Annotated in this window: 12 protein-coding genes and 3 pseudogenes; 9 read left to right on the forward strand and 6 right to left on the reverse strand. The window is 47.3% G+C overall.

Annotated features, from left to right (window positions below; all coding sequences use genetic code 11):
* Positions 1-425 precede the first annotated feature (425 nt).
* Positions 426-1,748 carry a glutamate-5-semialdehyde dehydrogenase gene (locus tag AC1S5B_RS26965; protein ID WP_482038737.1) on the reverse strand — a complete coding sequence of 441 codons (1,323 nt, stop codon included), beginning with the start codon at positions 1,746-1,748 and terminating at the stop codon, positions 426-428.
* A gap of 87 nt (positions 1,749-1,835) precedes the next feature.
* Between AC1S5B_RS26965 and AC1S5B_RS26970 the strand changes: the two genes are divergently transcribed.
* Positions 1,836-2,168: an arsenosugar biosynthesis-associated peroxidase-like protein gene (locus tag AC1S5B_RS26970; protein ID WP_482038738.1), complete on the forward strand. Its 333-nt coding sequence runs from the start codon at positions 1,836-1,838 to the stop codon at positions 2,166-2,168.
* 48 nt (positions 2,169-2,216) lie between these two features.
* Here the strand turns inward: AC1S5B_RS26970 and AC1S5B_RS26975 are convergent, their stop codons facing one another.
* Entirely contained in the window at positions 2,217-3,341 is a 1,125-nt protein-coding gene (locus AC1S5B_RS26975; RefSeq protein WP_482038739.1) for a glycosyltransferase family 4 protein, read from the reverse strand.
* A gap of 820 nt (positions 3,342-4,161) precedes the next feature.
* Here AC1S5B_RS26975 and AC1S5B_RS26980 point away from each other — a divergent pair.
* From AC1S5B_RS26980 to AC1S5B_RS26990, 3 genes and pseudogenes are all read left to right on the forward strand, one after another.
* Positions 4,162-4,884 carry a lysophospholipid acyltransferase family protein gene (locus AC1S5B_RS26980; RefSeq protein WP_482038740.1) on the forward strand — a complete coding sequence of 241 codons (723 nt, stop codon included), beginning with the start codon at positions 4,162-4,164 and terminating at the stop codon, positions 4,882-4,884.
* 42 nt (positions 4,885-4,926) lie between these two features.
* Positions 4,927-5,739, forward strand: coding sequence for an alpha/beta fold hydrolase (locus tag AC1S5B_RS26985; protein ID WP_482038741.1), 813 nt, complete (start codon positions 4,927-4,929; stop codon positions 5,737-5,739).
* 120 nt (positions 5,740-5,859) lie between these two features.
* Positions 5,860-6,566 (forward strand): annotated as a pseudogene (locus tag AC1S5B_RS26990) (IS982 family transposase); the annotation flags it as partial.
* 55 nt (positions 6,567-6,621) lie between these two features.
* Here the strand turns inward: AC1S5B_RS26990 and AC1S5B_RS26995 are convergent.
* A pseudogene (locus tag AC1S5B_RS26995) lies at positions 6,622-7,293 on the reverse strand (IS1634 family transposase); the annotation flags it as partial.
* Positions 7,294-7,323: 30 nt separating this feature from the next.
* Positions 7,324-8,089 (reverse strand): IS1 family transposase gene (locus tag AC1S5B_RS27000; protein WP_482038742.1). Its coding sequence is split into 2 segments (ribosomal slippage): positions 7,324-7,830 and positions 7,832-8,089, totalling 765 coding nucleotides; the frame shifts between segments, so codons are not numbered across the junction.
* Positions 8,090-8,168: 79 nt separating this feature from the next.
* Here AC1S5B_RS27000 and AC1S5B_RS27005 point away from each other — a divergent pair.
* A pseudogene (locus AC1S5B_RS27005) lies at positions 8,169-8,540 on the forward strand (IS1 family transposase); the annotation flags it as partial.
* Between the two features lie 18 nt (positions 8,541-8,558).
* Here AC1S5B_RS27005 and AC1S5B_RS27010 read toward each other — a convergent pair.
* Together AC1S5B_RS27010 and AC1S5B_RS27015 are read right to left on the reverse strand one after the other, a co-directional pair.
* Positions 8,559-8,945: a hypothetical protein gene (locus tag AC1S5B_RS27010; protein WP_482038743.1), complete on the reverse strand. Its 387-nt coding sequence runs from the start codon at positions 8,943-8,945 to the stop codon at positions 8,559-8,561.
* A 39-nt stretch (positions 8,946-8,984) separates the two neighbouring features.
* Positions 8,985-9,230 carry a hypothetical protein gene (locus tag AC1S5B_RS27015; RefSeq protein WP_482038744.1) on the reverse strand — a complete coding sequence of 82 codons (246 nt, stop codon included), beginning with the start codon at positions 9,228-9,230 and terminating at the stop codon, positions 8,985-8,987.
* 250 nt (positions 9,231-9,480) lie between these two features.
* On the opposite strand from AC1S5B_RS27015, the gene AC1S5B_RS27020 reads away from it, so the two are divergent.
* From AC1S5B_RS27020 to AC1S5B_RS27035, 4 genes are read left to right on the forward strand one after another with little or no spacing between them, the layout of a single operon-like run.
* The gene (locus tag AC1S5B_RS27020) at positions 9,481-10,143 is read left to right on the forward strand and encodes a histidine kinase (RefSeq protein ID WP_482038745.1); all 663 of its coding nucleotides are present in this window, start codon (positions 9,481-9,483) and stop codon (positions 10,141-10,143) included.
* 9 nt (positions 10,144-10,152) lie between these two features.
* Positions 10,153-10,683 (forward strand): sensor histidine kinase, encoded by a 531-nt coding sequence (locus AC1S5B_RS27025; RefSeq protein WP_482038746.1) that lies wholly within the window; start codon positions 10,153-10,155, stop codon positions 10,681-10,683.
* Positions 10,683-11,246 carry a response regulator gene (locus AC1S5B_RS27030; protein ID WP_482038747.1) on the forward strand — a complete coding sequence of 188 codons (564 nt, stop codon included), beginning with the start codon at positions 10,683-10,685 and terminating at the stop codon, positions 11,244-11,246. The genes AC1S5B_RS27025 and AC1S5B_RS27030 overlap by 1 nt, the downstream gene beginning before the upstream one ends.
* Positions 11,158-11,826 (forward strand): transposase, encoded by a 669-nt coding sequence (locus AC1S5B_RS27035; RefSeq protein WP_482038753.1) that lies wholly within the window; start codon positions 11,158-11,160, stop codon positions 11,824-11,826. The genes AC1S5B_RS27030 and AC1S5B_RS27035 overlap by 89 nt, the downstream gene beginning before the upstream one ends.
* Positions 11,827-11,829: the final 3 nt, after the last annotated feature.

Genomic DNA, 11,829 nt, shown 5'->3' on the forward strand with positions numbered 1-11,829 from the left:
TTGACGATAGATTTTCAGGAGTTTTTGTGCGAATGCTGAGATAGAGTTATGGGAATTACGGCACTTAAGAGCATTCCCAAAACATTGCAAGGTTACTTAGCGTAGCTCAGCGATCGCTCGGTTCAACATGATAAGGGGTATGAAAATGTACGTCACCTGAAGATGCATGATTAACAGGGAACTAGGGTAGACACTCAATCTTTGGTAGATACCCGAAGGCGTTGAACCTCATCTGTACAAAGATTAGTGGTGTTTTTCTAGGATACCGGGGGAACGTTGCCAGTTTTTGAGTCGTCCATTGCGCCGGCAAGTGCGGATAACTGGTTGCATAATTTATCTGCAAAAATAAATATTGTCATGGCTAAATTGAATAGTCGCTCAACGCTACTCGTTTTTTAAATCCATCATATTGCTGTAAAGGATCGCTACAAATCTTTGTGGGTGAAGGGTTTGGCGAGATCGCCCGTGTAAGTGGCAACAATGTGACCATTGCCAACCAGCTGATATTTGTAAGTGACCAATCCTTCTAGCCCCACAGGTCCACGAGGCGGCATTTTTTGGGTGCTGATGCCGACTTCTGCCCCAAAGCCATAGCGAAAGCCATCCGCGAAGCGGGTTGAGCAGTTGTGATAGACCCCTGCCGCATCCACTTGAGCCATGAATATTGCGGCGGTTTGGGCATCTTCTGTGACGATCGCCTCCGTGTGCCGCGATCCGTAAGTGGTGATGTGAGCGATCGCGGCAGCCAAAGAGTCCACAATTTTGATTGCCACAACAAGATCACCATATTCAGTTGACCAATCGGCTTCTGTGGCAGGCTTGATGTTCAAGATCTCTAGCGTCCGCTGATCGCCCCGCAGTTCTACCTGTTGACGTTGGAATGCTGCCATTGCGTCCGGTAAGAAATTGGGCGCGATCGCATGATGCACCAATATCGTTTCAATCGCGTTACAGGCAGCCGGGTATTGAGTTTTGGCATCGATCGCGATCACAATTGCTTTTTGAATATCCGCCGCTTTGTCTACATATAAGTGACAAATGCCATCAGCGTGACCCAATACCGGAATGCGCGTATTGTCCTGGACGAATTGCACAAACGAATTAGAACCTCTCGGAATAATCAGGTCTACCCATTGATCCAGCTTTAATAACTCCATCGTTTCTTCCCGCGTGGTCAAAAGCTGCACGATAGCGGGATCAACTCCGACCTGCTGCAATCCCTGTTGAATGGCTTTGACTAGTGCCTCGCAGGAACGAATTGCCTCCTTGCCGCCTTTCAAAATTACTCCATTGCCCGATTTAATTGCCAGACTAGAAATTTGCACAACGGCATCCGGGCGTGCCTCAAAAATTATGCCTAGAACGCCCAAGGGGCAAGTGATTCGCTTTAAGGTCAGCCCTGTATCTAATTCACGATTAAGCTGCACTTCGCCAAGTGGATCAGGTAGTTTTGCCAAATCGCGCACTCCGACGATCGCCTCTTTTAGCTTGGTATCATTCAATTTCAGGCGGGCATATAGCGTCGAAGCAATTCCTTCAACCGTTGCCACTTCGCAATCCACCGCGTTCGCCGCCAAAATTTCGGGTGTTGCCGTTTCAAGAGACTGGGCGATCGCCTCTAGCGCCTGATTTCGCACCTCAGCAGACAGCATTCCTAACTGCAATGCACTCGCACGAGTTTTTTGGGCTAAGTTAATCAGCGCCGTAGACCCTGTAGATTGGGAAGAAGCGATCGGTGAAAGCGTCATAACCTATTATCAAACGAAACAACATTCCAGCCGATCTCAGTCTACGAGAAAAGCACGAATCAACTCCTACCCAATTTCCTCCTCCCTATGTCGCCTTATTACAACCCCGATCATCTCCCCAACTTTGGCAAAATTGCTGAAGGCAACCCCGAACTGGCAGAGAAATTCTTTGCCTATTACGGAGCGGTCTTTGCAGAAGGCGCTCTATCAACTCGTGAAAAAGCCTTGATTGCCCTAGCGGTTTCTCATACGGTGCAGTGCCCCTATTGCATTGATGCCTACAGCAAGGAATGTTTGCAGCGCGGGGCAGATTTAGAACAAATGACTGAGGCGATTCATGTGGCAACGGCGATTCGAGGCGGGTCTTCTTTGATCCATGGGTTGCAAATGCTTGATCACGTCAATCAAGTTGGAATGTAAGAAAAGATTTGAGCGTTGGGTTTACACTGCGTACTCCCAACTCCGCACTTACTCGTAGGTTGTCCGCCCAACATCATCTAAGATGCGCTGGAGTGCTGCACCTGCTGCTTCATCAGAAAAGTGCTGGGCGGCATAATTCTTTGCATTACGCCCAATTTTATTGCGTAATTGGGGATCGTCCCACAGCATCGCGATCGCCTCAGTGAGGGATTGCGCCGATCCGGGTTCAACCAGCAACCCGGTTTCTCCATGCGTGATGTAATCTTCAGCGCCATTGCAACGAGAGGCAATCACAACTCTCCCCATTCGCATGGCTTCAACAATGGTGACTTGTCCGGCTGCCGTGATCTGGGCATTTGTCTTCATCGACACAACATTAATTCGGGCTTCTTGTGCTAAGCGTAGGCAGTCCTGTTTGCCCAGTCCTAGTGGGGCTTGAACTTGAGAGGGCAGTTGTAGACCTTCTAATGCACGAGAGCCAGCCGCAAGCACCGTAGGCAAGTTAAGTGTTTCTACCGCTTGAAAAAGCGTAGGAAAATCGCGATGGGCTGACCCGATCGCCGCGATAAACGGTTGAGTGGTGTTTTCCTCATAGGTAATGGGAATATCATCCACTTGGTAAGGGAGAAATACAAATCGCTCTTTGGGCAAGCCTAGCCATTGGCTGTAAATATCGCATTCACGCCGGGTATGCACCACAAATCGATCAATATTCCGCAAACTGACTTGTGCCATCCAGCGGCGTAGACCCGATTGGCAGGTGCCTACGTTAAATAGCCAAGCAACAACCGGAAATTTCTTCCGAGAAAACTGTTGATACATGCCTACGGCACTAGCCAACTGAGGAAAGACCGTAATCACTCCGCCATTGGTTGCTTCAGCGGCATTTTTGCCATGTTGCAAGTAGGTCAGCCATTCCTTACAGTTGTCAAGCACAGAGGATTTTTCGTGCCAAGAACGAAGCGGTTTAGGGCGGGGAATGATATTGAATTGATGACGATCACCCGAAACATAAGGGACTAACCATTGCCCGTCTTGTTCTAGATCGTGAATAAAAGGAGCCGCGATCGCCCAACGGGTTACTTTTGCAATCAAAGGAGTAGATGAAGAACACTGCATGACTGAAGTGTAGTTGAATTCTTGCAACATACGCTGACGGGCGATCGCTTTCATTTTTTATGCTTTTAATGGGTTTTTCGGAGATAAAAATTGAACGCAAACATCGTTATTAATAGCCTGCCCAATTTCCTTTGTGAGTATTGGGGTTTAGCTTGACAAACTACTTTGTCGAGATAGTTCGGTTGGGTCAAACTTTTAATCTTATTTTTTGCTTTCAATGTAAATATACTTGCATGAAAATATCGAGTCAGTCAGGTCTTCACCGTTACTTTACATTTCTGAACCCAACACCTAGATTTGAGTCAGTGAGGTCTTTACCGTTACTTTACATTTCTGAACCCAACACCTAGATTTGAGTCAGTGAGGTCTTTACCGTTACTTTACATTTCTGAACCCAACACCTAGATTTGAGTCAGTGAGGTCTTTACCGTTACTTTACATTTCTGAACCCAACACCTAGATCTGAGAGGGACAACATTCCTCGCTATTTGGACGTTACCCTGATTCAGTCCTATCTTTTGATTAGGGTGCTGTTTTGTGGGCAAAGATTAAGAAGGAGCCGCCAGGGCATTGGCTTGATCGGCAACAAATTTGTTTTTTTAAGAGTGAGTGTGCTGACTTCCCTAGAATGCTCGATAAAGCAAGAAATCTACCAGAGGAGGCTACAAGGCTTTATTCACCGTATGTTAAACGTTATATAAGTATTAATTGCCTTATCTCAAACCCCGATCTTTAGGGAGAGGTGCTTTTAGGGATGGCTTACTTTCTTTTCTGGTGAGTAAGGACAGTATGGGCGTTGCTTTAAGAAAGCTGAGCATCGCGTTTTATATCCTCATTTTGCTTGCTCAATTCAAGGCTCAATTCAAGGTATCTAATGTTTCCAGACGATCCTTTAAAGGTTTCTCAACTATTTTTGTCCCTGCTTGGCACTCGGGTTTATACGCACTACCGCGATCGCGTTCCTCAAGATGGCGCAATTTTAGTGATTGGGAACCACCGTAGTTTTATGGATGCTCCTTTGTTAATGACAGCCGTTCAGCGTCCAATTCGGTTTGCCTGTCATCACTACATGGGCGAGGTGCCTATTATGCGAGAAATGGTGACTAAGTTGGGTTGTTTTCCTTTGGGATCTCCTGACCAACGCCAACAAAGCTTTTTTCACAAAGCGGGTCAATTACTCCAATCGCAACAAACCGTAGGCGTGTTTCCTGAAGGCGCACAACCCATGGTACAACCAACCGCACCGGGGAACATGGGCGATTTTCAGCGAGGATTTGCCCACCTAGCGCTACGGGCACCGATCGCGAATCTGGCAATTCTCCCTGTGGCGATCGCGTCTCATCAAGAATCCACCAACGCCGCAGTTCCTCTACGGATGCTAAGTTTAGTTGATCCTTCAGAACCGTTGTTTGATCAACCGGGCTGGCATCCAATGACTGTCTATCAACAAGTGAGCGTTTTAATTGGTCGCCCTTACTGGATCGGAGCGTCGCAGCGGGCAGACTATCAAGGGAAACAAGCGCGATCGCTGGTAGCAGAGATAACCAACGAATGCCATGCTGAAATTGATGAGCTTCTAACCCAGGGTTGCTATTAACAAGTTTTGAGTTCGCCAAGTTCTAATTTCCTCTTCTCTTTTATGCTCAAAAGCAGCCCTTGTTTCTTAACGCCCCGATTATTGCAACCTCACTATCCACTGTTCATATTTTTGCCTGGAATGGATGGCACTGGGCAACTTTTGAGAACCCAAACAGAGGGTCTGGAAGCGTGTTTCGACGTGCGATGTCTAGCTATTCCACCTACAGATTTAACAACGTGGGAAGGACTCAGTGAGCAAGTAGTGAATTTAGTGCAGCAAGAATTGGAAAAAGCCCCCGATCGCTCGGTGTACTTGTGCGGCGAATCGTTTGGCGGGTGTTTGGCGATGAAAGTGGTGTTGCGATCGCCCGAACTATTTCAGCGAGTCATCCTGATTAATCCAGCGTCGTCCTTTAAGCATCGCCTCTGGATGAAATTAGGCGCTCAGATAGCAGGGATTTTGCCCGAACCCATTTATCGGATGTCTGCTGTAGGGTTACTGCCTTTGCTATCGCGGTTGGAGCGAATTAACCGTGGCGATCGCCAAGCGCTGCTTGAGGCAATGAAATCTGTGCCCAAATCAACATCCGCATGGCGGATATCACTATTAAGCCAGTTTGAAGTGTCTGGGGCAGAATTGCAAAAATTAACCCAGCCATTTTTGCTGTTGGGCAGCGTTCGGGATAGTCTTTTGCCCTCCCTGACCGAATTGGAATGGTTAATGCAAAATCTGCAAAACTCTCGATTGGTTGTTTTGCCTTACAGCGGACATACCTGCTTGTTAGAGGCAGATATGAATCTATTGGACATTATGAAAGAGCATAATTTTCTAGTTGCAGAAAGTTTCCCCCCGCACGAACTGAACCGCAATTAGCTCTATTGGACAATCATTAACTTATTTTTAAGTTAACCTGAGTTCGGGATAAGGAGTGGAACAAGAAAGGGCAAATCCGATAGGCTGAAAATGCTAAACCCTCACCCCTGATTTGCCCTGATGTCTAGTCTAGAAGAACTGTTCTGCTCAGTCGATGATTTCTGCCAAAGCTTTGAACCTCAATGGAAACAGCAGCTTTTAGGGTCTCGACTCAAGCTTCGCAACCGACAACGCAGCCTGCGCTTGAGCGAAATGATGACCAGCTTGATAGCGTTTCATCAGTCGTGTTACCGCAACTTCAAACCCTATTATCAAGCGAAAGTGCGGACGCAATGGGCTAGTGCTTTTCCACGACTGGTCAGCTATCAGCGCTTCATCGAGTGGATTCCGAGTACTTTAGTGCCGATGGCTGCCTACCTGCCCTCGTGTTTTGGTCAGTGTAGCGGCATCAGTTTTATGGACTCTACCTCGCTCAAAGTCTGCCATAACTGCCCCATTCGCCAGCACAAGGTGTTTGAAAACTTAGCCGCGCGCGGTAAAACTTCAGTGGACTGGTTTTTTGGCTGCAAACGGCATCGGGGGGGCAATGAGCGGGGAGAGTTGCTCAATATCTGACTCCAGGGAATACGGATGACCGCACCCCTGTACCGAAATTGTTGCAGCAGTTGTTTGGCAAGGTGTTTGCGGACAAAGGCTAGCTCTCGCAAACGTTGGCAACTCTACTGTTCACAACCCCAAGCATTGAGGGCATCACCAAGCTCAAGCGCACCATGAAACAACGATTGATGCGCCTGATGGATCGGTTGATGCTGTGCAAGCGCTCAATGAATGATCGAAACCACATTCCGCCCTTTTTACTAGCACAAGAGGATTATCACAGCTTCAACTCAGCAAGTAGTACTGCCGACAAGTGGAGCCAAAAAACTGGAGAATCCGACGGCGCTCATTCGTTAAGCTCACCCCTTGCTTTGCTCGATTGAGCACAACGTAGTGGACTGCCATAAAACACTGGAAAATCCAACGCAAGGTGGGCTGTTGCGTCCCTTTGCCCAATTAATTCAGCAGGGTTTGGTTTGCCTGTTGCAGGGCTTGGCGCATCTGACGTTGTCCCAGGTTGTACACCAGCAAACACAAGCCCATAATCATGCCTAATGCCATGATTCGTTCTGGGGCTTTGAGGAAGACACTGGAGGCAAAGAACAGCGGATCTTTCAAGAATCGAAATCCTCGTTCATTCCCCTGTTGCCCTTTGTACTCCTCCAGTGCCTGTTGGGCACTCATTTGCTCACACGCCAGCACATTGGTTGCCAGAATGAAACGTCCGGCCCGTTGCTGGCGCAGCGTCACAACTTTTGAGTTCAGCTTTAATGATGCTTGAGGATGATAAGTAATGCGACTGGGAACCGTCTCTTGTTTTGGTTTTCCCGATTTCTCGCAGTGTAGTTTTTGTTTAACACCTATATTCTCTAGTTCATGCCACACTAGCTTCTGCTCAAACTTCTTCAGTGCCGCTAATGCGTCTGCTTCGCACGCAAATTCTTGGGTACAAAGTTGGGTAGTGTTCTAGACATGGGGGCACTATGGTCAAACCGCACGTCCAAATTCATAGCGATTGATAAACAATCCAATCACCACATCATGCAGCCACTCGGACTTAGAGAAGCAAATCGTCTTGCGAGCTATAGAGCTTCGCTCCGCCAAGGGCGTACGCTTGATTCGAGTTCGTAAGGTGAAGTGTTTCCGCTCAATTTTTTGGGTGTTCCACTTGCCAACTTGATGCTGATTTTCATCCAGCAACCGAGCATAGGCTCCCCAGCCGTCGGTGTAAAACGTTTGAATGCCAAATGGCTCTAACAAGGCTTTCAACTCCACCAACGCTTGGTCTTTGTGGTCTGCCAACACATACGCCAATACTTGCCCAGTTTCATGATCAATCGCGTGCCACAACCAGCGCTGCTGTTTTTTGGATTGGATAAAACTCCACATCTCGTCTGCTTCAGCTTCTTCAACCTGTTTGACCATGGTCACAGCCGTTGGCTTGAGTTGTTCTAATAGTGCTTGATTCACCTGTTCAAGATGACGATCTTTTTTTTAATGCTTCAATCACCGTAGTGGGGCTAATCTTGAGCACACGCGCCGTATCTCGAATTCCACTGCCGTTCATCGCCATATCGCAAATCTGTTGCTTCACGCTGGGTAAGTAGCCTCGGTAAGAATACTCCAAAACAAAACTGTGACGAGGGCATTCGGAGTTGCGGCATTTATAGCGTTGTTTGCCTTCAGCCGTCTTGCCGTGTTTAACGATGTTCGTGCTGTTGCATGCAGGACAATGTACGGGTTCAAGTACCATCGCAGTTTTTTCGGTTCATCTAACTTATTTAAGTTCTCTGATTCTCCCTAATTCTCATCCCCTTGTCTAGAACACCACCTGGGTGTGGCTAGCACTGGATGTCGAGACACGTGAGATTGTGGGTTGCCACATCGGTGATCGTTCCAAAGACTCGGCTTTAGCCTTATGGCAATCGATGCCAGGGGTGTATCGGCAATGCGCCGTGATTTACACCGATTACTGGGATGCTTATCGGGCAGTCCTACCGAGCCAACGGCATTGTGCCGTTGGAAAAGAAACAGGGTTGACGAGCTACATCGAACGATTCAACAACACCTTAAGGCAACGGGTGTCTCGATTAGTGCGAAAGACACTGTCATTTTCTAAGAAATTGGATAATCATATCGCTGCGATTTGGAACTTCATCCATCACTACAACGAACGGATTCGCCTGCAACTATCAAACTGTTGAGAAGGCACCCCTTTTCCCTCATCCTTTACCAAAAAAGACTACCTTCTCTCGTTGGGGATAAGCGGATTTCAAGATCGCTTGCACCTTCGTTTTTTGCTCAGCGGTCAGGTTGAGACTATTCACTGCTCGACTCATTTTGCTCCCTTGCTGCAACTTTGCTTCCAACTGCTTCACCTGCTCTGGAGTTAACACGGCTTCCACTTGCTGGCGAAGGGCAGCACGCTTCTTCGCTCGTGCCTCTGGGGATAGCCTGGTTTGACCTTCTGCGGAAGAATTTGAGGCACCGTTTGTTTGGGCAGGATCACCAGAGGATGCATCGGAGGAATTGGGGCGGTTACAGGCGGTCATCCCATAAGAGAGCAGCGTGACCAATAAAATAGAGGCGATCGCAGATTTTTTCATCATGAATAACTTCTTGATTGAACAGTAACGATGTTGCAAACCTCACCTAAACTGTGTTGCTTTAAGCTGCACATTCACGGGTAATGCGCCCCAATCGTCCGTCGTGCTTGAAGGTTGACTCGCGGATTCTGATAACACTGGAATGCTCCAAGATATCGCACCAAACATCACCAAGAGAATTACGACAGGAATAGGTTTGATGTTGTAAAGCATGGGTTTCACCTGATCAATGCGAATGACTTGATAGTACCGATTTCGTCTAAGCCGCACATGACGCAGAAGTCCCAACTTGACCCGTCAAAAACTACTCAAATCTTTGTGACTTTTTTCCTAGTTAAAAGCGAAAACTCAGTCAAAATCGCTCTAGCGCGATCGCGTCGTATCCAGCTATACCAGAAGACAGCAGTGATATAGCCTCTATCATCGCGTTTGACGTAGTGCCTAAGGACTCCCTATTGTGTTGAACGACGTCAATCCCTTTAATATTAAAAAGATGCGGCTACTGTTGCCGTTTCAAATACTGGCATTGAAGAGTTCTATGGTTCGCCTAAACAATCAATCATTTCGGTTGTTGCTCAACATCGAGTGGCTACTGTTGATCACCGCTGTTTTCATGGAAGTGCTGCTGCCGTTTCATGAGTCTTGGGCAGTGTTGGGAAGAATTATCGCGATCGCGATCTTTGGCTTGATGGGGCTGCGGCTACCAACCGGAAAACTTCCCACAAAGCTACTCTACACGGCTCTAGAGTTTAGCTTGATTCTATTACCTGCAACTCAAGTCGGTTTATCCAATCGGTCTGTTTTCCTGCTGTGCTTAGTGTTAGTCATGCGGAGTTGTTTGATTTTTAAGCAACTCGGACAGATCGTAGTATTGATATCGGCACTGTTCACCTACGCGAGTCTGTTGCTATCCAAACCTGTGATGCCTGGAAGGGGCGCGATCGCACTTTGGGAAGACTGGCGTTTAAGTAACATTTTACTATTTAGCCTCACCTTGGTCTTTGCCTTGTTGTTAACCAATGCGTTGTTGGCAGAACGGGGCAGTCGAGAGCAGTTAGAAACCGTTTATCAAGAACTAGAAACCACTCATCAACAATTAAGGCACTATGCATTGCGAATTGAGGATCAAGCTACATTACAAGAACGCAATCGAATTGCTCGCGAAATTCATGATGGATTGGGGCATACTTTAGCCGCATAAACCATTCACATGAATAATGCAATTTTGTTCTGGAAATCAGATTCAGACAAAGCATTGATATCTTTAAAGCACGCAAAACAACTGGGTGCTGAAGGTTTATTAGAAGTCCGCAAATCTGTTTCCGTGTTGCGGTCAAACCCGCTCCAAGGACTTTCACTAGAAACCGCCATCAAAAAGCTATTGAATGACTTTCAATACACCACAGGCATCGAAGTTTGCTATAGCTTTCAACTAGCAGTTTCTTTGCCCACAGAGGTCAACACAACTCTATATCGCATTGTGCAAGAATCACTGACGAACATTGCTAAGCACGCTCAAGCAAAAAAGGTAACCGTTGATTTACGTCAGCAAGCGAGTTTCATCCACTTGGCGATCGCGGATGATGGTAAAGGCTTTACTCCCACTGAAAACACCACGGGGTTTGGACTCCAGGGAATGCGGGAACGAGCCGCCGCCTTGAGTGGAGAGTTGCATATTCATAGCCAGCCCGAAAAAGGGTGTTATATTTCGGTTTCCCTTCCTTCACTACCACACTCATAATGATTCGGATTTTATTGGTCGATGATCAGCATATTATTCGCCAAGGACTCAGAAGTATGTTGGAGTCAAACGCTGATATGGAGGTTATTGGCGAAGCAGAGAATGGGCAACGGGCGATCGAACAAATTCCAACCCTACAGCCTGACGTGATCTTGATGGATGTCCGGATGCCAGTGATGGATAGCGTTGCGGCAGCAAAAGCGATCGCTCAACAGCATCCTGATACTCAGGGGGTGACAGTGAAGCTGAAAGCAATGCTGGGTGGTAGAACAAAGCTCCCAGAAGATACGAAAATAGAGCGAATTCAAGAAACTCGCTCTACCCAGTACAAATATGTTGCCACTATTTTATCAGGCTTGTCTATCAGCCCAACTGTCCCAGATTCATGTGATTACTCTTCAAATGTTGGTCGAGTTGTTGCAGAAAGAACGCCAAGTCTCGCTCGAACGGTTAGCAACCCTGTTTGCTCAACCAATTCAATTCGAGAGTCGTCGTCGGAACTTGCAACGGTTTCTGATACTGCCGCAATTGAGTATCAAAGGGATGTGGTTTCCAATTGTTAAGTATTGGCTCAAGCACCACTTTGAACGAGGACAACGGTTGTTGGTTGTGATTGACCGCACCCAATGGAAACACCATAATTTGCTGATGGTCAGCGTAGTCTACCGTCAACGGACTATTTCCTTGTATTGGCAAGTCTTAGATAAGCAAGGACAAAGTTCATTGGCAGAGCAAAAGGCAGTGCTGCGTCCAGTGTTTACTCTGGTGCGGAACTATCGCCCTATTGTGCTTGGTGACCGAGAGTTTCATAGTGTGGCACTGGCTGATTGGTTGCGCCAACAACGCGTCCACTTTGTCCTGAGACTGCCCAAGAGTACAACGGTTGAGCCATTTCCCAAGGCTGGGTATACCCGGCTTGATGAGTTAGCTCAGTTTCCGGGCATCGCCGTGTATGAGGTGCAAGTGCAAGTCACTCAGCAACAGGGGGTTGGTCGCTTCAATTTGGTGACTCGATGGAAACGAGCCTATCGGGGTCATCAAGCCAACGAAGTTTGGGATCTACTCACCAACCTTGAGAGTCTTGAAGTGGCTTTGGAGTGTTACCCAAAAAGGTTATCGGTAGTCTTTTTTGGTAAAGGATGAGGA

The organism is Leptolyngbya sp. CALU 1928, from assembly GCF_056784215.1.

Bases quoted from the DNA above. Each gene is read 5' to 3' on its own strand.
- AC1S5B_RS27030 (WP_482038747.1), top strand. From the start codon at position 10,683: ATGATTCGGATTTTATTGGTCGATGATCAGCATATTATTCGCCAAGGA.
- AC1S5B_RS26965 (WP_482038737.1), bottom strand. From the start codon at position 1,748: ATGACGCTTTCACCGATCGCTTCTTCCCAATCTACAGGGTCTACGGCG.
- AC1S5B_RS26975 (WP_482038739.1), bottom strand. From the start codon at position 3,341: ATGAAAGCGATCGCCCGTCAGCGTATGTTGCAAGAATTCAACTACACT.
- AC1S5B_RS26980 (WP_482038740.1), top strand. From the start codon at position 4,162: ATGTTTCCAGACGATCCTTTAAAGGTTTCTCAACTATTTTTGTCCCTG.
- AC1S5B_RS26985 (WP_482038741.1), top strand. From the start codon at position 4,927: ATGCTCAAAAGCAGCCCTTGTTTCTTAACGCCCCGATTATTGCAACCT.
- AC1S5B_RS26970 (WP_482038738.1), top strand. From the start codon at position 1,836: ATGTCGCCTTATTACAACCCCGATCATCTCCCCAACTTTGGCAAAATT.
- AC1S5B_RS27025 (WP_482038746.1), top strand. From the start codon at position 10,153: ATGAATAATGCAATTTTGTTCTGGAAATCAGATTCAGACAAAGCATTG.
- AC1S5B_RS27010 (WP_482038743.1), bottom strand. From the start codon at position 8,945: ATGATGAAAAAATCTGCGATCGCCTCTATTTTATTGGTCACGCTGCTC.
- AC1S5B_RS27020 (WP_482038745.1), top strand. From the start codon at position 9,481: ATGGTTCGCCTAAACAATCAATCATTTCGGTTGTTGCTCAACATCGAG.